The organism is Sulfuriflexus mobilis (genome assembly GCF_003967195.1).
GTDB classification, from domain to species: domain Bacteria; phylum Pseudomonadota; class Gammaproteobacteria; order AKS1; family AKS1; genus Sulfuriflexus; species Sulfuriflexus mobilis.
On record NZ_AP018725.1, the window covers coordinates 243,427 to 263,902 of the forward strand.

Sequence of the window (20,476 nt, forward strand, 5' to 3'; positions counted from 1 at the left end):
TGTTACGCTACGCTCTACAAGATCCCAGCGTATTTGCGACGTCATGTGTGTAAAAAAATTCTATAGGGCAGGAAAATGCTGTTTATTATAATAATAGCTCTTTTGATTTTGACTATAATTATTTTAAGGATAAAAAATAAAAACATACCAAATACGTCAAAAATGAATACTATAAGTAAATTAACTTATGCAATATGGTTGCTAGCCTTTGTCTTTTTTATGCTCAATATTGACGATGGAAGCAAAATGCAATTACCGGCGGCTTTAATATTTGGAGGAGTTTCAATCGTGGCCATGCTCAGCTTAATAGTAATCCAATTAATTAAATTAAAGCAGTAAATGAATGAAAACATAACAGGCGCCCAAGTCGTGTGTGCAAAAAGCATGCACACACTGGGGCCGGTGTAAAAAAGATCTTAATCATATGATTTATGCTGAAATTGAAAACAATGACAGCTACTATGACTTCTACCCTGAGTTGTTGGCGTACATAAAAAAGTGTTTTCAAGATGTGGAGTCAGGTTTGCAAGGAGATGCCTGGATTTGGATAAAGTGCAATAATGAAAAAGTAGCTCTGGACACGTTTACATCTATGCGCTTTCAAATCAAAACCGATATAAAGAATGGGGCATTAGTAAAAGAGGTCATAGACACGTTAAAAAAAAGATATTCAGTCCACGTCTTTGATGAGCCAGAACCGGAAGCCCATGAATAATCTGAAATTAATACCTGACAAGCCGTTCGAGAGTGACGGTGCAAAAAAGATGCGCCGCTGAACTATATTGTCATGTCATATAAATATACTAAATGGATAAAAATAACAACTATACTAGGGTCTCTGCATCTAACTATATTTCTTATTGTTTGGGCTCTTCAGGACAGTACCGATCTTAAAATAGTAAATGATATAGTTCTAGCGAGTAGTGTTTATATTCCTTTGATGATTTGGGACGCGTTCGGGATTAGTGTTGCTCAAGGCAATGGGGCTATGCTTTCTCCGCCGAACGTTATCGGCTGGTTCTTGTGCATCTTATCATGGCTAATTGTATATATTATTATCGGGTATATCGCTTCAATAATAGGAAGAGGAAATGCAAGGTAAACCAGGCATAATAAGTGACTATGGCGTCAACCCCCTGACTAAATATTAGTATGCCCCTGCGCAGTTATCTCTGATCAAGGCATTAAGCAGGGTGATAAATTTACACATGCATGCTGTGATCGCCACCTTCTTATGCTTACCCTGAGCCACTAATTCTTTACAGAAGGCCTTGTAAAAATGCGTAGATCAGTACAAAAAATACTTCTTATCTTGCTTCTCATTTATGCTACGGCAAGCCTTGTACATTTTGTCCACAATGCCGAGTTTCTCTCGGAGTATCCAGGCCTGCCAACATCGTGGACGCGTGCAGGGGTGTATTTTTCCTGGGTTGGGCTGACGATCGTCGGAGTGGCCGGGTGGGTTCTTGCAAATTCCAGGTATCACATTGTCGGCCTATTGATTTTGGCAATATATGCTGCGCTGGGTCTCGACAGCCTTGGACATTACATAGTTGCTCCATTATCAGCGCATACGGCAGCTATGAATTCGACGATCCTGTTCGAAGTAGTAACCGCGGTATTCGTTCTAATTGAAATTATGAGGCAGTTGGTGCGACAGATATCGCAAAGAGGTTATTCCAAATATGACACAAAATAAATCGTTCGAGATCGGACCTGCCGTGCGCCTTTTGCGGTGAAAAGTCGCGATGCCCTGCGTTAGCCGCGTAAATGGATCGATAGGTCGCCGACCTACCCACGGAAAGTATGGAGATGAAATGCACTAATGAGTAAGTTATACATTCCCTTTCAGCCAACATTAACCGAGGCTGGGCTTGGACAGTTCGGCCTTACATTGCAAAGCAAGCAACCTTGCGACGTCTTGAAAGGTAAAGTTCATTCTTATTTGCAGATTAGTGCAAAAAGGCCAACTCCCTATCCGGTAATTCCGGATGGGACGCAGGCGATATACTTTTCCTCTCAGGGGCTAATGATAGGCGGGGCACAGATAGAGGCGCGAGATATTCAGCTGTTAGAGCCAGGGGAATATTTTGGGATATGGTTTTACCCGGGTGCGCTTAGATATTTCTTTGAGCTGAATCTGAGTGAAATTTCAGGTCAGTTTGTGGATGAAAAATATTTTCAGTGCCGTTACATTCCGGATCTGCATGCTGAAATTTACAGATATACAGATTTTGTCGAACGGGCCAATATATGTGACGCATGGTTGTTGCGGCGATATTCAGACAAGCCGGTCACAAAGTTTGATATTGCCTTGCAGCAAATTTATCAATCCTTCGGGAGTGAAAAAATATCTGAATTAGCCAATAAAGTTGGCTGGAGCAGTCGCCATTTAAATCGCCAGTTTTTACAACACACGGGCCTCAGCACCAAGTCGTTTTCCCAAATAATACGCGTACAGAGTGTATGTAAGGAATTATATGTAAACCCTAATCAACCCCTAAGTGCAGTGTTGGAGTTGGGCTATTTTGATCAGCCCCATCTAATAAAAGAATTCAAAAAGCACCTGATCTCAACCCCCGGTGATTTTTTCAGCCGCTTTATGTCCGATTTATACAATCGTTAATGAGCAAAATCAGGGAAACTACATCTTTTGTCTGTAGGGAGATTTGGATGCGGTTCTCAAATAAAGAAATTATCGAAATGTCAAAAGGCGGCTTTTTTGGCGAAGGTAATGCCCAGCTACCGAGTTCCTTAATGCTAATGATTGATGAGATTGAAAATATTACCACTGAAGGCGGGCGGCACAATAAAGGTCAATTGGATGCGAGCCTGAAAATACTTCCGGATCATTGGTTTTTCGGGTGCCACTTCCAGGGAGACCCGGTAATGCCCGGTTGTTTGGGGTTGGATGCATTGTGGCAGCTTCTAGGCGTTTTCTTGGGTTGGTCTGGGCTAAAGGGTAAAGGAAGAGCGTTGGGGGTGGGGAAAGTAAAGTTTAGTGGACAAATATACCCGGATGCCGGTTCTATCCAATATCAGCTGCATATCAAGCGCATATTCAAAAGACCAATGCCATTGGGCGTAGCAGATGGTGTCGTCATACACCAGGATCGCATAATATATGAAGCCAGCGACCTCAAGGTGGGGCTAATTGATGGATCGCTGGAATAGTTGTTACAGACTCTTTTCATTACCCCTGAATGGTTTATGGAAGGCATGGCCTACTCTCTTAGCGAGGACCCTCGTGCAGCGCTCGTAGAACCATTTGACCACTATCGTGATCAATTTCAAGAGTGGTACAAGCGGGTCGGGAAAGCAGCATTATGGGAAAAGGCACTTGGCCTGTAATGATGGAGAATGAATCAGTCAAGGTTGCAAAATTGATGCGCGAACCCGGCGCAGTATTATCCAGTAATGATTTAAAATGTTTTTAACTCTGATATGCTGTTACTCGATTATTATCCGGCTGGGCCGAGCAATTCATTAAAATCATTACGATTACTCATTTAAAGAGGAAGTGGCATGGATATTTCGCTCATCGTTTTTCTGGTCATCATTGTTGCTGTTGTGCTCTATATTGTTGCGATCTTCAACCGCCTGGTGACCTTGAAGAACCGCTACAAGAATGCCTTTGCGCAGATTGAAGTGCAGCTAAAGCGCCGTTATGACCTGATTCCGAATCTTATCGAGACCGCCAAGGGTTATCTCAAACATGAGCGCGAGACACTCGAGGCTGTCATCTCCGCGCGTAACCTGGCGGCCAAGGGCCTGGCTGACGCCGCCGCCGATCCGGGCAATGCCGATGCGATGAAATCCCTTATGGGTGCCGAAGGTGCATTAACGGGTGCCCTGGGTAAACTCAATGTCGTGATGGAGGCCTATCCAGACCTGAAGGCCAACCAGAATATGATGCAGCTTAGTGAAGAGTTGATCTCAACAGAAAACAAGGTTGGCTTTGCCCGGCAGGCCTTTAATGATCAGGTCATGGCCTATAACACCTATAAACAAAGTTTCCCACCGAACATGTTGGCGGCCACCTTTGGTCATGCAGCAGATGCCACCTTGCTGGAATTTGAAGACAGCAAGGATATTCAGGCGGCGCCTAAAGTCTCTTTTTGATAAATGGATTTTTTCCAGTCCCAGGAGACGGCACGGCGTAATACTGTACGCCTGGTGGTTTTTTTCGGCCTGGCGGTGCTCGGCCTGATTGTGATCACGAACCTGCTGGTTATGCTGCTGTTTGGTTTCCTTCAAACCGGTGAGGAAGGTATCAGCCTGAGTGTGATTGCGGCGCAGTTTGACTGGCAGGTGTTCCTGCTGATCGGTGCCTTTGTCTCACTGGTTATCTTCGGTGGTAGTGCCTATAAGACCATGGCGCTTTCAGGCGGTGGCACGACGGTGGCTGAGTCACTGGGTGGCCGCTTAATCAGTCAGAGCACCACCGATCTGCATGAACGCAAGGCCCTGAACGTTGTCGAGGAGATGGCCATTGCCTCGGGTACACCGGTGCCGCCGGTGTACCTGCTTGAAGACGAACAGGGCATCAATGCCTTTGCCGCGGGTTTCACACCCGGTGATGCGGTCATTGGCCTGACTCGCGGCACGATCGCCTATTTGTCTCGTGAAGAGTTGCAGGGCGTGATCGCCCATGAGTTCAGCCATATCCTGCACGGTGATATGCGCCTGAATATCCGTTTAATCGGTATCCTGCACGGTATCCTGCTTCTTGGTTTAATCGGCTATTACATCTTACGATCCGTGCGAGGCCGATCGAATAAGAATACGGGCCCCATTCTCGGTTTGGGCCTGGGCCTGCTGGTCATCGGTTATAGCGGCACATTTTTTGGCAACCTGATCAAGGCCTCGGTCAGTCGCCAGCGTGAATTTCTCGCCGATGCCTCGGCGGTCCAGTTTACGCGAAACAATACGGGCATTGCCGGCGCGCTGAAAAAGATTGGGGGTTATGCACCGGGGTCGGCACTGGAAACTCCGGAGGCCCCGACCATGAGTCACGCCTATTTCAGTAATGGTGTGAGTTCATTCATGCAATCGATGTTTGCCACGCACCCGCCACTCGATGTGCGTATCAAACGCATCGATCCTCACTGGGATGGTGTGTTTGTGCCAGTAACCCATGAGGTCGCGGAGACGGAATCGGCAACAGGCCAGACAGCCGCGGCATCGCGGGCAGAGGCGAGGAAGACTGCGGTCACGGGCGTCGTTATCGCCTCACAGATACTGGAGCATGTCGGTCAGACCGGCCCGGCGCAACTTGACTATGCGGCATCGTTACTGGATGAGCTGCCAAAGGCTATTCATGAGATGGTGCATGAGCCTTATGGTGCGCGTGCCGTGATTTATTGCCTGGTGATGACGACACAGCCGGCTATTCAGGCCAGACAGCTTCAGCAACTTGAGGCGTTTGCTGACACGGGTATCTTTGAACTAGTGAGTCAATGGCTTGCTACGGTGAAGGCGCTGGATATCAAATTTCGCTTGCCGCTGATTGACATGGCGCTGCCCTCACTGCGCCAGTTGTCTGCTGCACAATATCAATTGTTTAAGAAAAATCTGTTGTTGCTCATGCAGGCCGACCGGCGCATTGACCTGTTCGAATGGTCACTACAGAAAATTCTCTTCCATCATCTCGATGCGGAATTCGGCCGACCGGGTAAGCGGGTGGCGAAATTCGGTTCCTTAAAAGCCGTTAAGGAAGACATTGATATGCTCATGAGCATGCTGGTTTATGCATGTGTGCAGGATAAGACACAGGTGAAAGCGGCCCTTGCGAGTGCTGAAGAGGAACTGCAGGCAGGCAAGCTGGTGTTGTTACCCCGCCAACAGATCAATATTGATAATCTTGGTGCGGCGGTCGATCAGCTGGCCTTGCTGAAACCGTTAATAAAACCTCGTCTGTTGAAGGCCTGTCTGGCGGTTATTACACAGGACCAGAACTATTCCCCCAACGAAATGGAGCTCATGCGGGCGATTGCCGATGTGCTGGACTGCCCCTTGCCGCCCTACCTGGGCTAAGTGGTTTCTTCAGGCGTGGCGGGCCCACTTAAAAAAGGTCGGGCCGTGGGAGGTCGGTCCCGACCAAAAACACGCCGATCAGGCGGCCAGTTTGGGTGTCTCTGCCCAGGCGGGGATCGCATCGAGACGTTTTAACCAGGCGCGGATGTTTGGATAGGCGTGATAGGGCACCTCGGCGGCATCGAGGAAGTCGCCCGTAGAGGCGACGGAGAAATCCGCCAGGCTGAGCCGGTCGCCGGTGATGAAGGCCTTGTCAGCCAGTTGTTGTTCCAACACGTTGGCGAACTGATAAAAGTCCTGTTTTGCCTGGTCGAGTTTGGCCTGGTCGGGTTCACCGAGCTCCATCAGGGTCTTGAGGACATTCTCAAAGACGAAGGTCCCTACCGCGCGGTTATAGTGTGCCTGTTCCCAGTTCTGCCAGCGGTGAATGTCAGCCCGAATGCGGTGGTCGGCGGGGTAGAGCTCATTGGCCGGGCCGATGGCGGCGAGGTATTGCATGATGGCATTCGACTCCCACAGGCGCAGGTTGCCGTCTTCAAGTACCGGTACCATGCCATTCGGGTTCAGGGCCTGAAATTCTGGGGTATTCAGTTCCCCCGCGAAGAAATCCAGCTCGCAGATCTGCACGTCGAGTCCCAGCTGGTTAATGACGGCGTGCACCTTGCGGCAGTTCGGTGAGCCGTTAACGGTATAGAAATTCATGGGCTTCTCTCCTTAGTAAGCGTTTTTTTTATCGAGTGACTTTCAAAGCACAAGTCACTATCTGGGAATCTAGCCTAGTAACTTTTAAAATGCAAGTGATGATTTGTGCTATGGTTGAGGGCATGAAAAAGCCCCAACAAAGCGTGCCCGGACAAGACTGCCTGCGCTCCCTGTGCCCGCTATCCAGCGTGCTGGATATCCTGGGCGACAAGTGGACTCTCCTGGTGGTGCGGGACATGCTGTTCCTGCGCAAACGCCTGTATAAGGAGCTGGCGGACTCGGCGGAAAACATACCGACCAATATCCTTGCCGACCGGCTCAAGCGCCTGGAGGCGGCGGCGATCATCGAAAAACACCCGTACCAGGACAGGCCGGTGCGTTATGCCTACACGTTGACGGAGAAGGGTGAGGCCCTGCGGCCGCTACTGATTGAGCTGGCAAAATGGGGTAACGCGTATATCCCCGGCACCATCGTCCCGCCGGAAGGTTTCATGGAGGGGAAGTAGCCGTGCTGGCGGGGTTTAATAGCGCAGCATGAAAGAGACGTTGCCCCAGAGATGGTTGCGGTCTGCGTTGCCCACATTGAGCTCACTGGTCTTACCATTGATTGAGAAGGTCACCTGCACCGGTTTGTAACTCAGGGTCAGGCCCACGCCGGCGTCATGCACCACATGGCGAAGGTCACTATTGTTGAAGGTAACATCACTGTCGCGAAACTGGCCCTGCAATAATGCATCATAGGCAACGGCGCGTGCACGGTAGGCGGCCCACAGGTACCACTCATCGCCACTCAGTGAGGGCAGGAAGTTGCCGCGGTTGATCGGGTCGTAGGGCAGGGTCCAGACGGGGCTGCTGATATGACCACCACGCAGAGACAGGCCAATGCTGGCATTGGTCTGATAGCCGAGGCTGGCACTACCTGTACCGGTGAGGTCCCAGTGGCCTGGTGCCCCGGTGAGTCGTTCGGCATAGGCAAGCCGAAGCCCTAGCGTTGCCTCACCACCGTTTGAGATCTGGTGGCTCCAGCCCTTGGGGTCAACCGGTTGGGTGTCGTTGGCGAGATTACGCCAGGCCCGGTGCAGTCCCTGTTGTACCTCGCGGGCGATGCCGGTGCCGAGTACGCCAATACGCATGTCGATCCCAAGGGCACTGTCCTCGTCGGCATAGACACGCTTGTTACTTAAATAGATCAACGAGGCATAAGGGCGATCATCCGGCAGGGGGGTACTGGCGGAGAGGTTATCGGGGGTATAGTTGACGCTTCCGAGCATAAAACTGCGTTCGGTGAAGGCCCCCTCGGCGTGTAGACCGAGCTGCTGTCCCGTCCACCTTACGAGTCGATCCATCGGGTAGAGGCCTTCCCCCTGCCAGAAGAATTCAACGGCGATGCCGGTGGTGTAATCGCGGTCCTGATTGAGGCCGAGGGTGAACAGGTCCTGGTCAAAATAAAAGGCCACGCCGCGGTCGTGAACCGGTTGTGCCATGCCTGTTGTGTGCGTGAGCAGCAATCCCGCACTGAAGAGGCAGGTTAACAGGTGACGAAAAAACAAGTTCATGGTATTCCTTTACGCACAGGATTAAGAGCCAGAATCAGTTTTGCTAATATTTTAATTAGAGTAAGTAAATAAGGCATAAAAGGCCAGAGAAAAGGGCCTGGTGCATACGCCCGTTTTAGATTAATCAGGTATTGAATGAACCTGGCTCAAGCATACAAAACATCACGGATCGTATATGCTTTGTGCAAGGCAGAAAGAAATTGTGCGATGCGGGCACCCTGGTTGAATGCTTACATTGCGGTGACCATTTGAATGAAGAATACGGTATGGAAGGAACGGGTAACCGCATTAAAGAAGAATACCTATGCGTTGTATCTTGCCTCGCAAGATACCCGGGTGCCGATTCTGGCAAAAGTGCTTATTGGCCTCGTGGTCGCTTATGCCCTGAGTCCTATTGACTTAATACCGGATTTTATTCCGGTGATAGGTTACCTGGATGATTTGATTTTATTGCCACTGGGCATTCTTTTGGCTATTCGGTTTATTCCCCGAGAGGTGTGGCGGGAATGCCAGGCCGTGGCAGCGGCGAAAATATGTGATATGCCGCACAGTCGCAGGGCCGCTGTTATTATTATCATTATCTGGGTCTTGGCAATTAGTGGTTTCATATTCTGGCTGTGGGGCGTTATTCAACGGGAGTAAGGTACGAATGAATAAAATATTGGGTCTTATCGTATTGTTAATGGCTTCGCTTGTGCAGGCCGCACCGCTACAGGATGTGCAATTTGACGATATCGCGTTTAAACATGCCTGGGAAAATAAAGAGAGCATTATTACGAACGAATATGTTGAAGAAGGCCAGACACTGGATAACTGGCAGCACCTGCTTGCCTACCGTCAGTATCCTGGTCATGACGAGCCCGCTGAGGTCATCAGGCAATATTTGACCCAGATTAAACCAACACAAAAACCCGCAGTCTATAAACGCGATGAAAGTAGCAAGGATATCATACTGGTATTTCTTGTTGAGGCAGATGATAAAAGCCATCTGGAATTTAATATCCATCGGTTTGTAGCGGAAGACGGCATCGTGCGTTCTTATCAGTTTGCGGCACGAAATTTCAAACGCAAACTATCGGCGCTTGGGGATGAGATTTCAGAAAAAAAATCAAAATGGATAGGCCTCGTAGGAAGGCTCAGGGCAGCGGATTTTACTCATTAAGTCCAGGCCGTCACCCCGTTCTGGTTTTACCTGTTATAAAGGCAGAGGAAGGTATAAGTTCATAGCGCCTATCTGGTAAAATAGCGCCATATTCCTTATCCCCGGATTTTCACCGCTCCGGGCGAACCTGTATCGAGGCAGAGTATGAGCGTAAAAGATAGTAACGGCACGGAACTCAACGACGGTGATGCCGTGCAGGTGATCAAGGACCTGAAGGTCAAGGGTTCGTCAACGACCCTGAAGCGGGGCACGGTGATCAAGAATATCCGCCTGACCTCAACGGATGATGAGGTTGAGTGTCGCATGGGCAAAAGCACCATTGTGCTGAAAACCTGTTTTATGAAAAAGGCCTGAGCGGCGGGATAAACGCGCCGCGCTGATACACTTTCTCCTTTATTCTATTCGCATGCTGACATTTACTGACCCCCCGCAGGACTGGGACACTGCCGCCCTCGCACCGACACTAAAGCGCTGGCTTGAGGCGCTGGCGCCGGGGAGTCTGCCCCTGCATAAGGGGGTGAGCCAGGCGGGCCTTGTTGATGACCAGGCGATCACGGCGATGGTGCTTAACTGTCGTGACGACAGCGAGGGGGCGGTTGAGGCCAAGGTCGGGGTGTTTTTCACCGAGGTCGTCATCAATTGCGGCTGTGGTGATGAACCGATGCCCGTCAATGCCTATTGTGAGCTGCTGATCAGTATTGATAAGGTGAGCGCCGAGGCGACGATTGTCGTGGTGACTGACTGACATGGCCAGACCGAGTAACACCCTGCGTATCATTGGCGGTGAACTACGTGGCCGCAAGTTAAGCTTTCCCGATGCGAAGGGCCTGCGGCCGACACCGGACCGCGTGCGTGAGACCCTGTTCAACTGGCTGCAGGCGCAGGTCTATGGCGCGCGTTGCCTGGACCTGTTTGCCGGCAGCGGCGCGTTGGGGCTGGAGGCCTTGTCGCGCGGAGCGGCCGAGGTCGTGTTTGTCGAGCGCGACGGGCGCGTGTTGCAAAAGCTGCGCGAGAACTTGCTGCTGCTTGGGCAGGAGAATGGGCGTTGTATACAGGCCAGTGCCGAACAGTTTCTGCGTGGCGCGGCCGAGCCGTTTGATATCGTTTTTCTCGACCCGCCGTTTCAGACAGATGAGCTCGCCGGATTGTGCGCGAGCCTCGAGGCCGGTGGCTGGTTACGCGAGGGTTTTCGTCTCTATATGGAACGGCCACAACGCCTGGCCATGCCCCCGTTACCCGCGGGCTGGCAGGTGCTGCGCGAGACCCGGGCCGGCGAATCACGGGCCTGCCTGATCGGCCGTGGCTGACAGCCTTGCGCGGGCATGGTAGCGTAGCGTCATGAAAACCACAGCCATCTACCCAGGGACCTTTGACCCCATTACCAATGGTCACAGCGACCTGATCGAGCGTGCCGCACGCCTGTTCGAGAAGGTCATCGTCGCCGTCGCCGAAAACCCCGGCAAGGGCGCGACCTTCAGCCTCGAGGAGCGCGTCGCCCTGGCCACCGAGGTGCTGGCCGGTATCAAGAATGCCGAGGTCATCGGCTTTAACTCCCTGCTGGTCGATTTTGTCCATGAGCAGGGGGCGCAGGTGATCATGCGTGGCCTGCGCGCGGTCTCGGATTTCGAGTACGAGTTCCAGCTGGCCGGCATGAACCGCCGCCTGGCCCCGGAGATCGAGACCCTGTTTCTGACCCCGGCCGAGCAATATGCCTATATATCCTCAAGTCTTGTGCGGGAAATTGCCCTCCACGGCGGCGATGTATCGTCTTTTGTTCACGCGAAAGTGGGGGCTGCACTCCGCGAGCGGATCAGCTAATATAGGCGTCCGCTAATATACGGCGTGTGTCCCTAATCCCGAGACGGAGTATTTTTTCATGGCCCTGATGATTACCGATGAATGCATCAACTGTGATGTGTGTGAACCGGAGTGCCCGAACGAGGCGATTTATCAGGGTGATGAGATCTACGAGATCGACCCGAACCTGTGCACGGAGTGTGTCGGCCACTACGACACCCCACAGTGCGTCGATGTCTGCCCGGTCGACTGCATCCCGGCAAACCCGGACCGTGTCGAGAGCCAGGAAGAGCTGCAGGCCAAGTACGAGGCCCTGATGGCCGCCAAGTAACGTCTCTGCCGGCTGCGCTGGCGCGGCGCATGTGATAAAAAGGTCCCTTACCGGGGCCTTTTTTATGTGTCATATAAATATGCGTATTTTCTCTCTTAGCCTGTTCCTTTTTATTGCGCTCAGCAACCAGCCGCTGTGGGCAGAGGTTCAGCATGCCGCCGGTATCGCCACGGCCCACCCGGCGGCGACGCAGGCGGGGCACGAGACCCTCGTTGCCGGCGGCAATGCCTTTGATGCCGCGGTCACGGTGAGTGCCGTGCTGGCTGTGGTCGAACCCTACAGTTCGGGCATCGGCGGCGGTGGTTTCTGGTTGTTGCACCGGGCGCGGGATGGTTTCCAGGTCATGATCGATGGCCGCGAAACGGCACCGGGCCGTGCGCACCGCGATCTCTATTTAGATGCACAGGGCCAGGTCCGGCCCGGGGCCTCGGTCGACGGGCCACTGGCGGCGGCTATCCCCGGCGTGCCAGCCGCGCTGGCGCTGTTGGCACGTGATTACGGGCGCCTGCCCCTGGACCAGTCACTGGCCGCGGCGATCCGCATCGCCCGTGAGGGCTTTGCGGTTGAGGCCTACTACCAACGCATGGCCGGTTTTCGCCTCCAGGCCCTGCGTGCCTCGCCCGAGGCGGCGCGCATCTTCCTGCTGAACAACGAGGTGCCGCCGCTAGGGCATGTTATTAAACAACCCGAACTTGCCGCTACGCTCGCCTTGCTGGCGGCGCAGGGTGCGCCGGGTTTTTATACCGGCCGTTATGCGCAGCAGCTGGTGACCGGTGTGCGCGATGCCGGCGGTATCTGGCGACTGGAAGATCTGGCGCGTTACCAGGCCGTGTCTCGTCAGCCGTTACGCATGACCTACCGGGGTGCGACCATCACCTCGGTGGCACCGCCGTCATCGGGTGGCGTGGCGATGGCGACGATCTTTAACCAGCTGAGCCTCAAAGAGGCCGCTGTACACAGTGAGGCCGATCAGGTTCATGTGCTGGCAGAGGCCATGCGCCGCGCCTATCGCGATCGTGCCGAGTACCTTGGTGATGCCGATATCATCAGTGTGCCGGTTTCGCGTTTGGTGGGCATGGTCCATGCGAAACAGATTAGTGCCAATCTTGATATGGATACGGCGACACCGAGCAGTGAGTTACCTGGGGTGGTGGTCGATGCGGGTAAGGGCACCGACACCACGCACTTTTCTATTCTTGATAGTGAAGGCAATCGTGTAGCCGCCACCCTGAGTGTCAACTATCCGTTTGGCAGTGGTTTTGTTGTACCGGGTACGGGGGTATTGCTCAATGATGAAATGGATGATTTTTCGGCCAAGCCGGGTGTACCGAATGTGTATGGTCTGGTGGGCGCCGAGGCGAATGCCATTGCACCTTATAAGCGACCGCTCTCGAGCATGTCTCCGACCTTTGTCGAAGATACACGCGGTCTGGCGATTATCGGCACACCGGGTGGCAGTCGTATCATCACCATGGTCCTGCATGGCATCATGGCCTATATAAACGGTGGCGACGCCGAGGCCATTGTCAGTAAGCGCCGTTATCACCACCAGTACCTGCCGGATCATATTCAGTACGAACGCGGTGCCTTTGATGAGGCCCTGGCCAGTGAGCTGCAATTGCGCGGGCATGCGTTAAGTGAGCGTGATGACTTTGGTAACATGCAGGTCGTGACCTGGCAGCGCGCGGGCAATCAGGTGAGTGCGGCAAGTGATCCGCGTGGCATCGGTAGTGCGCAGGTAAGATAAGATAATAACAACATGACGAATCTTCAATGTTAATGCATGAGTTGCTGGCCTCCATGCCTCAGCGGGGCAGGGTGGAATGGATAGGCCTGCGTCCGGACAAGCGCGCGGCGCTGACTATCGTCGAGCGTGTCGAGGCCCTGGAAAACCGCGGCCTGGCCGGTGATCACCGTAGCCAGCGTGAAGGCGGCAAGCGACAGGTTACACTCATCCAGGCCGAGCACCTGCCGATGCTGGCGGCGCTCACGGGACACGAACAGATCCCGCCCGAGTGGTTACGGCGGAATATTGTTGTATCGGGTATTAATCTGTTCGCGCTGCGCGATCGGCGCTTTCTCATGGGAGATGTCATTCTGGAAGGCACCGGTACCTGCCCACCCTGTTCGAGGATGGAAAAGACGCTCGGTGCCGGTGGCTACAATGCCATGCGCGGGCACGGGGGCATTACTGTCCAGGTGGTGAGTGGTGGTGAGATACACATCGGTGCAGAGGTGCGTTTACTGGAGGCTCAGGCACAGGCCGTGTCGTTATAGACTTCGACGACGCGGTTACGACCGCCATTTTTCGCTTCATACATGGCCTCATCGGTAAGGCGCATGAGGTTTTCATAATCTCTGATGCTGCCTGCCTTCGCATAGAGCACACCGATACTAACGGTAACGCTGATGCGTTGTTCCTGCCAGTATATCCCTGATTGCTCGACTGCGGTGCGAATGTCCTGTGCGCGTTTGCGGCCAATCTCAGGCTCGCAGTTCATTTGCACAACAAATTCGTCGCCACCGTAACGCGCGGTCAGGTCACCAGGGCGCATAATGGTTTTCAGCAGGTTGGCGATGTGGGAAAGTACCGTATCCCCTGCGGCATGACCATAATTGTCATTAATGGGTTTGAAGTTATCGATATCGATTAACATCAGACACATTTGTGCCTCGTCGTTCGGGATCGTCTCGATACTTTCACGTAACAGGGTTTCAAAGTGGCGGCGGTTCGACAAGGTAGTGAGGTGATCTTCCTGGGCCAGCAAGGTGAGATGTGTATTGGCGTCACGTAGCTGGCTGGTGGCATCATACACCTTGCATTGCAGACTTTCGTTTAATTCGTTAATCGTAGCGTGTGATTGTTGCAGACCACCGACGAGCTCATCCAGGGCGCCGCGAAGTTGACGTATTTCGCGTGGGGCAAACTCGGACAGATTAGGCAGTTCGCCTTTGAAACCATTCTTGACCAACGTCAGTGCAGAAACAGCCAGTTGATTTATGGGGCGGGTGATCCACAACACCAGAGTCACCGCCAGTGCCACGCTCAATACTAAACCAAAAAGTCCCCAGCGGTAATTTTCTACGAGCAGGCTGGCTACCTGTGCCTCAATCTCGTGTTTGGGTTGCGGCACCATGATGCCCCAGCCGAATTCCGGCACCGAGGTATAACCGGCGACCATGCCCTGTTTGATAAACGGTGAATAAAACTCGGTAACACCGGTTTCCCCTGCCATCATCTTCTTCACGACCGGCAAGTGTGAGAGGTCGCGCATCTCCGTCATCCATTCGGGGTTCGGGTGGGCAATGACATGGCCGGCTTTATCAACAATGGCAGAGTGCCCGTTGATACCAAATTTTATCTGGCGACGCAGTTGATCGATCAATTCGATACTGAGCTCGCCGATGAGTACGGCACGGATTTTTCCCGCTGCATTAAGGACGGCTTCAGAGACGATCAGTGTTGGCCTGCCATCAATCGGGCTGGGCTGGATGTTCGAGATACTGGGCTTGCCACTATCGCGCGTGTTGATGAAAAATTTTTCACTGCCGAAATTGTTTCCATGGCCATCACCGGTAATAACGTTGCCATCCAGGCCGATGAGGCTGAGGCGGCGAAAGCCGTGTGCATGTAAAAGGGTATTGCTGTAACCCTTCAAGGACGCTGGCTTGAGTTCGGTATCATGCTGAATCGAGGTGGCTACCAGTTTCAGCATGGACATGTGGTCATGGATGTAGATGTGGATCGGTGAGGCCAGGTTTTCGGCGAGCAGGCGGTGTTTTTCGTTGATCTCACGCCAGGCATTGTCCCAGGCATTCTGGTAGAGCTTGGCGCTGAGCACGCCGATGGGGATCACCGCAACGAGAATCAGGCCAACCAGTAACAGGCGGTAAACCGGCTGCGAAAGGCAATACCAGAGAAACTTTTTACAGATGTGTCGTGGGTATTCCATACAAGCGACTAAATGATTATATTTTGTTGTTTTAGTTTTTAGACTCTAGACTACTATTTTATCCACCGCCATAACTAAAACATTAATAAAATTATGGGAATAGTCGTCCCCGGGGCGATGGTTCGCCCCGGGCAATTATGGGCGCTGGCAGGCGGGACAAAAATAGCTGGCCCGCTGGCCGATGACGACCTGGCGGATAGGGGTGCCGCATACACGACAGGCCTCGCCCTCGCGGCCATAGACCTTGAGCCGTTGTTTGAAGTAGCCGGGTTTGCCGTCGCTCTGGGTAAAGTCACGCAGGGTCGTGCCGCCCTGTTTGATGGCGCTGCGGATCACGGTCTTGATCGCCTTGAGCAGTTTTTCATAGGCCAGTTGCGTCACCCGCCCCGCCGGCCGGCGCGGGTGGATACCGGCCATGAACAGGGCCTCGCTGGCATAGATGTTGCCGACACCCACGACGATGTGACTATTCATAATGAATGACTTGATGGCGACGCGGCGTTTACGCGAGGCCCGCCACAGGGTGTCGAGGTCAAAGTCACGTGACAGCGGTTCGGGCCCGAGTGCGGCGAGCAGTGGGTGTTGTAACGGCGCCGCCGTGGTCCAGTGGATGCTGCCAAAACGGCGCGGGTCATGCAGGCGCAGGCACTGGCCGGAATCGAAGACGATATCGACATGGTCGTGTTTGCGCGGCAGGGTCTCGGCGTCGGTAATGCTCAGGCTGCCTGACATACCCAGGTGCATGATCAAACAACCGGCAGCGGTATGAATAAGGATGTATTTGCCACGCCGGTCGACCTGCTCGATACGCAGGCCGGTCAGTGTCCGCTGTAGTTGAGCCGGGACTGGCCAGCGCAGGTTCCTGTTGCGCACAATAACCTTTGTCACCGTTCGCCCTTCGATATGCGGGGCGATGCCACGACAGGTGGTTTCAACTTCGGGTAATTCAGGCATAAGCAATACGGCTGTTAATACTGTTTCATTGCCTCTGCGTTTGGCAGGGCAAACAGGGCCTCGGCCGCTTGCAGCGAGAGATGGTATTGCAGGCCGAGGTCACGGCGGATGAAGACGACCTCGTCTTTACTGCGCAGGACCTCGAAGAGCAGATTGCTGCCATCGGCAAGCACAATGCGAATATGTTCATCACTGGCCTGCGTGCCGGCCTTGCTGACACGGCTGGCACGCAGGCGTTGCCAGTTTTCAATATAGGCATTCAGCGTGTCAGCAGAGGGATTGTCATGTGTCGTTGTTGTCAGCAACCAGCTGCCATCATGTTGTTTTTCATACTGGCGGTCAGCCAGCATGAGGCGGGTGATGCGCTGGGTGTCGCTGAATAAACGCGGTGAAACAAACGACGGGGCACTGGTGCGCAGCTGGTGATAAAAAAGATCGGTGATCAGGTGGATGTCATTATCCGGTGATAATACATAACGGCGCCTGTTGATGTCTTCGAGGCCGCCGAACTGAAACAGGCTGTCATTGAGTTTGATCCGCGCCAGCACCGGAGCCAGCCCGTAGTTATCCAGAGGGCGACCTTCTGCGGCAAAACGCGTGTAACTGGTGGCGGCGGGCAGTTTCAGTAAGGCATTCACTCGCGTCTCATCGGCTGCCACGGAATAGGGCGCGAGCATATACCAGTGGCCATTACGTCGTTGCAGCTGAATGTCCTGCAAGCCATCACGCTGGATATGTATGCGGTCGATATCGTCGGCTTGCAGGGAGGAAAGCCGGTTGCTGCTGTCTTGTTGCTGGCCGGGTTCCCATATCACCAGGCTGGCGAGTCCCAGCACGAACAGCAGTAATGCCAGGTTGAGGAGATTACGTGACATCGTGCTCAGGCCTGGCGTCGCCGCCACCAGATCCACAGGCCGGCGGCCAGCAGACCGAGGGGCAGGACAAACAGGAAGCCGATGCCGATCAGCCCGGCGGCGAAAGGAGACAGTTCCAGTTTCAGATCGCCAGCGGTCTTGGCCGGAATATCTATGAAGTTTTCATCGCCGACGAGCCAGTTGACAAGGTTCAGGCCAAGGTCGAGGTTGCCGGCATTGCCGAGATAGGCATTGGAGACAAAGTCACCATCACCGATAACAATGGCGCGTTGTTCACTACCACTGTTATCGGCATCAGCGCCGAGATTACGGGTCAGGATCAGGCCGATATTTAATGGCCCGGGGATATCCTCACCGGCATTGAGTTCGAGTTCGCCCTTCAGTTCAGAGGTTTCTGACCAGCTGTTGGCGGCCGAGGTCAAAAAGGGATCGGCCTGCCAGTCACTGCCCTCGACAAGCTCGATGCCAGTGGCCTGCGGAAACAGGGTGATGCTGTCAAAGTTTGCGGTTATGGCCTGGCTGCCGTATTCCGTAATGATCGTAAAGCGCGGGTCCTGGATGCCGAGCGATAGTGAGGTTGGGTCGACAATGATGCCGGGCTGAAATTCGATACCGAGTTGTTCGGCGAGGCCACCCAGACCATGTAACTCACCGGGGTCGGCCAGCCATAGCAGGTTACCACCCTTGGCCAGGTAGTTGCTGATAATGGAAAACTCGCCGGGCAACAGATTGACCTGCGGGCTGGCGATGACCAGTATCGAGGTGTTGTCGGGCAGTCGCGGGTTGTTGGCGAGGTTAATGCCCTGGATGTTGAGACCTTTGTTTTGCAACTGTGTGGCCCAGTCGCCGAGGTCGTGGTTGGCGCGGCCGCGTGGGTTACGTTCGCCATGCCCCTCGAGGAAGACGATATAACGTTCGCTGCTGCGGGCGACACGTTGCAGGGCATTGGTCAGGGATTGCTCGGTGAGGTTTTGCAGGTTTTCGCTGCGTTCACCATAACGGATGACGAGTTCGCCCTCGACGCGGATGCCGAGGTCACGGGTCATCTGCGGTTCAGTGTCCGGGTTGATGAAACGCAGGCTGATCGCCTCATTATGTTTTTGGTAACGGCTGACAATCTCGGTAATGCGTTTCGTCAGGGTGGCCGATTGCGGGTCATTACGTACAAAGGCCGTGATCTCGATCGGGCCATCAATGGTCTTGAGTAATTCGGTGCTCGACGCAGACAGGCTATTGCGGGCATCGGCGGTCCAGTCGGTGCTGATAGCGTAACGGTTGCTTAGCCAGGCGAGCAGGCCGACGATGCCAAGAAACAGGGCTACAAAAATAATATTTTGCAGACGCACCTGCATGCGGGATTTTTTTGTTACTTGCATTGTAATCTGTCCCTAGTGCTGCAAACGGTGGGCGTCGAGTTGGCGTATGCTCATGATCAGGGCAGTGCCGATCAGTAACAGATAGTAAAGCAGGTCAACGCTATTGACGGCGCCACGGGTAAACGACTCAAAGTGCTCACGGATGGAAAGATAACTGAACAGGCCACTGACCTTATCGGTCTGTCCGGCCTTGCCCGCCCAGTCGATGATCCATAACAACAGCAACAGGCCGAAGCTGCTCATCGCGGCGATCAGCGGTTGCGCGGTCAGTGAAGACATAAACAGACCAACGGCGGCAAAACTGGCCACGAGCAGGCCAAGGCCGAGCATGGCGGCGGCGAGCAGGCCGAGGTCGAGGCTGCCACCGATGAGCAGCGACAGAGGCATAAGCAGGAACATGCCGAGCATAATGGCGAAGAAGGTCATCAGGCCAAGGTATTTGCCGAGGACGATCTCGGTCATCGACAGGGGCGCGGAGAACAACAGGCTGATGGTCTGGCTACGGCGTTCCTCGCTGATGAGACGCATGCTCAGCAGTGGTGTGACCAGCAATAGCAGAAAGGCGGCGGTGTCGAGGATCGGTACGGCGACGATACTGGTTATGCCCGGTGCGCCTTCAATGGCGGCCAGCCTGGGCTGAAGCTGAAGGAAGGATTCAATCTGGACGAGGAACAACCAGGCCATGATGAATTGCAACACGGCGAGTATTGCCCAGGCCAGTGGCGAGAGGAACAGGCTGCGCAGTTCGCGCATGGCAATATGCAGGATCATCATGCCGCCTTCTCCTTGTTGCTGCCCTCGTTGCAGGTGATATCGATAAATACCTGCTCCAGTGAGCGGCTCTGTGGGCTGAGTTCGACCAGGCCCCAATCTTTCTCAACGGCCTGACGGGCAAAGTCGGCCGCGTCGAAGCTAGTATCACAGAACAACAGAAAGTGCTGTGTGTCGATGGTCTCAATTCGTTCAATCCCCGGGATGGCCTGCAGGCCATCGAGCGGGGGTGGTCGCTGCAGGCCGACACGGAAGCCACTTCGTTGCTGGCGCGCATCGAGCCCGGCGAGGCTGTCGGCAAGGGCGATCCGCCCACGGTTGATGATCAATACGCGGTCGCAGGTGCTTTGCACCTCCGGCAGGATATGTGTGGAGAGGATGACGCTGTGGTCCTGGCCGAGTTCGCGGATCAGGGCGCGGATCTCGCGGATCTGGATCGGGTCGAGGCCGACCGTAGGTTCATCGAGGATGACGACCTCGGGGGTATGGATAATCGCCTGGGCGATACCGACGCGCTGTTGGTAACCCTTGGAGAGATTACCGATCAGGCGTTTGCCTACCTCGGTCAGGCCGCAGCGTTGCCGGGCACGGTCGACGGCCCGGGCCACATCCGCTTTCGGGATACGGTTGAGTCGGGCGCAATACTCGAGGTATTCGATGACGGTCAACTCACGGTACAGCGGCGGCTGCTCCGGTAGATAACCGAGGGCGGCCTTGGCCGCCTGTGGCGCATCGAGGATATCGTGGCCATTGATCAGTACCCGCCCGGCACTCGGTGCCAGGTTGCCGCTGATGATCTGCATGGTCGTGGATTTGCCGGCGCCGTTGGGGCCCAGAAACCCCAGGACCTCGCCGCGCCGCAGACTGAAACTGACATCCTGCACGGCATGTAAGGGGCCATAGTGGCGGTGCAGGTGTTCAACGTGAATCAGGGTATCCCCAAGCATAACATTAATCATCTTG

The 20,476-nt window shown here is 53.9% G+C and carries 24 protein-coding genes; 16 read left to right on the forward strand and 8 right to left on the reverse strand.

What is annotated here, in order from left to right:
- Positions 1 to 75: 75 nt before the first annotated feature.
- The 6 genes from EL386_RS01200 (at position 76) to EL386_RS01225 (ending at position 6,036) form a co-directional block, all read left to right on the forward strand.
- Entirely contained in the window at positions 76 to 339 is a 264-nt protein-coding gene (locus EL386_RS01200; protein WP_126452477.1) for a hypothetical protein, read from the forward strand.
- Positions 340 to 424: 85 nt separating this feature from the next.
- Positions 425 to 715: a hypothetical protein gene (locus EL386_RS01205; protein WP_126452479.1), complete on the forward strand. Its 291-nt coding sequence runs from the start codon at positions 425 to 427 to the stop codon at positions 713 to 715.
- Between the two features lie 1,110 nt (positions 716 to 1,825).
- Positions 1,826 to 2,626, forward strand: coding sequence for an AraC family transcriptional regulator (locus tag EL386_RS01210; RefSeq protein WP_126452481.1), 801 nt, complete (start codon positions 1,826 to 1,828; stop codon positions 2,624 to 2,626).
- Between the two features lie 47 nt (positions 2,627 to 2,673).
- On the forward strand, positions 2,674 to 3,174 hold the full coding sequence (gene fabA, locus EL386_RS01215) for a bifunctional 3-hydroxydecanoyl-ACP dehydratase/trans-2-decenoyl-ACP isomerase (protein ID WP_126452483.1): 501 nt from the start codon (positions 2,674 to 2,676) through the stop codon (positions 3,172 to 3,174).
- A gap of 351 nt (positions 3,175 to 3,525) precedes the next feature.
- Positions 3,526 to 4,122: a LemA family protein gene (locus tag EL386_RS01220; protein ID WP_126452485.1), complete on the forward strand. Its 597-nt coding sequence runs from the start codon at positions 3,526 to 3,528 to the stop codon at positions 4,120 to 4,122.
- Between the two features lie 3 nt (positions 4,123 to 4,125).
- Positions 4,126 to 6,036 (forward strand): M48 family metallopeptidase, encoded by a 1,911-nt coding sequence (locus EL386_RS01225; RefSeq protein WP_126452487.1) that lies wholly within the window; start codon positions 4,126 to 4,128, stop codon positions 6,034 to 6,036.
- A gap of 78 nt (positions 6,037 to 6,114) precedes the next feature.
- On the opposite strand, the gene EL386_RS01230 is transcribed toward EL386_RS01225, so the two are convergent.
- Complete coding sequence (locus EL386_RS01230) at positions 6,115 to 6,738, reverse strand: glutathione S-transferase family protein (RefSeq protein WP_126452489.1); 624 nt, start codon at positions 6,736 to 6,738, stop codon at positions 6,115 to 6,117.
- A 122-nt stretch (positions 6,739 to 6,860) separates the two neighbouring features.
- On the opposite strand from EL386_RS01230, the gene EL386_RS01235 reads away from it, so the two are divergent.
- Entirely contained in the window at positions 6,861 to 7,244 is a 384-nt protein-coding gene (locus EL386_RS01235) for a winged helix-turn-helix transcriptional regulator (protein ID WP_126452491.1), read from the forward strand.
- Between the two features lie 15 nt (positions 7,245 to 7,259).
- Here EL386_RS01235 and EL386_RS01240 read toward each other — a convergent pair whose 3' ends face one another.
- Positions 7,260 to 8,294 carry a lipid A deacylase LpxR family protein gene (locus tag EL386_RS01240; RefSeq protein ID WP_126452493.1) on the reverse strand — a complete coding sequence of 345 codons (1,035 nt, stop codon included), beginning with the start codon at positions 8,292 to 8,294 and terminating at the stop codon, positions 7,260 to 7,262.
- A 252-nt stretch (positions 8,295 to 8,546) separates the two neighbouring features.
- Here EL386_RS01240 and EL386_RS01245 point away from each other — a divergent pair, with 252 nt between their 5' ends.
- The 9 genes from EL386_RS01245 to EL386_RS01285 all read left to right on the forward strand — a co-directional run bounded on the left by EL386_RS01245 (position 8,547) and on the right by EL386_RS01285 (position 13,861).
- The gene (locus tag EL386_RS01245) at positions 8,547 to 8,936 is read left to right on the forward strand and encodes a YkvA family protein (RefSeq protein WP_126452495.1); all 390 of its coding nucleotides are present in this window, start codon (positions 8,547 to 8,549) and stop codon (positions 8,934 to 8,936) included.
- Positions 8,937 to 8,943: 7 nt separating this feature from the next.
- A complete protein-coding gene (locus tag EL386_RS01250) occupies positions 8,944 to 9,456 on the forward strand; it encodes a hypothetical protein (RefSeq protein ID WP_126452497.1) in 513 nt (170 codons plus the stop codon).
- Positions 9,457 to 9,600: 144 nt separating this feature from the next.
- Positions 9,601 to 9,810: an alkylphosphonate utilization protein gene (locus EL386_RS01255; protein ID WP_126452499.1), complete on the forward strand. Its 210-nt coding sequence runs from the start codon at positions 9,601 to 9,603 to the stop codon at positions 9,808 to 9,810.
- 52 nt (positions 9,811 to 9,862) lie between these two features.
- Positions 9,863 to 10,201, forward strand: coding sequence for a glucosamine--fructose-6-phosphate aminotransferase (locus EL386_RS01260; RefSeq protein ID WP_126452501.1), 339 nt, complete (start codon positions 9,863 to 9,865; stop codon positions 10,199 to 10,201).
- 1 nt (position 10,202) lies between these two features.
- Positions 10,203 to 10,763 carry a 16S rRNA (guanine(966)-N(2))-methyltransferase RsmD gene (gene rsmD, locus EL386_RS01265; protein ID WP_126452503.1) on the forward strand — a complete coding sequence of 187 codons (561 nt, stop codon included), beginning with the start codon at positions 10,203 to 10,205 and terminating at the stop codon, positions 10,761 to 10,763.
- Between the two features lie 31 nt (positions 10,764 to 10,794).
- Positions 10,795 to 11,274, forward strand: coding sequence for a pantetheine-phosphate adenylyltransferase (gene coaD / locus EL386_RS01270; RefSeq protein ID WP_126452505.1), 480 nt, complete (start codon positions 10,795 to 10,797; stop codon positions 11,272 to 11,274).
- Positions 11,275 to 11,332: 58 nt separating this feature from the next.
- Entirely contained in the window at positions 11,333 to 11,584 is a 252-nt protein-coding gene (locus EL386_RS01275; RefSeq protein ID WP_126452507.1) for a YfhL family 4Fe-4S dicluster ferredoxin, read from the forward strand.
- A gap of 79 nt (positions 11,585 to 11,663) precedes the next feature.
- Positions 11,664 to 13,331, forward strand: coding sequence for a gamma-glutamyltransferase (gene ggt, locus EL386_RS01280; RefSeq protein WP_126452509.1), 1,668 nt, complete (start codon positions 11,664 to 11,666; stop codon positions 13,329 to 13,331).
- A gap of 26 nt (positions 13,332 to 13,357) precedes the next feature.
- A complete protein-coding gene (locus EL386_RS01285) occupies positions 13,358 to 13,861 on the forward strand; it encodes an MOSC domain-containing protein (RefSeq protein ID WP_172597573.1) in 504 nt (167 codons plus the stop codon).
- Here EL386_RS01285 and EL386_RS01290 read toward each other — a convergent pair.
- The 6 genes from EL386_RS01290 to EL386_RS01315 form a co-directional block, all read right to left on the reverse strand.
- A complete protein-coding gene (locus EL386_RS01290) occupies positions 13,837 to 15,537 on the reverse strand; it encodes a sensor domain-containing diguanylate cyclase (RefSeq protein ID WP_126452511.1) in 1,701 nt (566 codons plus the stop codon). The two genes, EL386_RS01285 and EL386_RS01290, sit on opposite strands and share 25 nt — an antisense overlap.
- A 135-nt stretch (positions 15,538 to 15,672) precedes the next feature.
- Positions 15,673 to 16,491, reverse strand: coding sequence for a bifunctional DNA-formamidopyrimidine glycosylase/DNA-(apurinic or apyrimidinic site) lyase (mutM, locus tag EL386_RS01295; RefSeq protein WP_126452513.1), 819 nt, complete (start codon positions 16,489 to 16,491; stop codon positions 15,673 to 15,675).
- Between the two features lie 14 nt (positions 16,492 to 16,505).
- Positions 16,506 to 17,366, reverse strand: a complete 861-nt coding sequence (locus EL386_RS01300; RefSeq protein ID WP_126452515.1) for a DUF4340 domain-containing protein — start codon at positions 17,364 to 17,366, stop codon at positions 16,506 to 16,508.
- A 5-nt stretch (positions 17,367 to 17,371) separates the two neighbouring features.
- On the reverse strand, positions 17,372 to 18,742 hold the full coding sequence (locus tag EL386_RS01305) for a GldG family protein (RefSeq protein WP_126452517.1): 1,371 nt from the start codon (positions 18,740 to 18,742) through the stop codon (positions 17,372 to 17,374).
- A gap of 12 nt (positions 18,743 to 18,754) precedes the next feature.
- Entirely contained in the window at positions 18,755 to 19,516 is a 762-nt protein-coding gene (locus EL386_RS01310) for an ABC transporter permease (RefSeq protein WP_126452519.1), read from the reverse strand.
- Positions 19,513 to 20,460: an ABC transporter ATP-binding protein gene (locus tag EL386_RS01315; protein WP_126452521.1), complete on the reverse strand. Its 948-nt coding sequence runs from the start codon at positions 20,458 to 20,460 to the stop codon at positions 19,513 to 19,515. Before EL386_RS01315 ends, EL386_RS01310 begins: the two co-directional genes overlap by 4 nt.
- Positions 20,461 to 20,476: the final 16 nt, after the last annotated feature.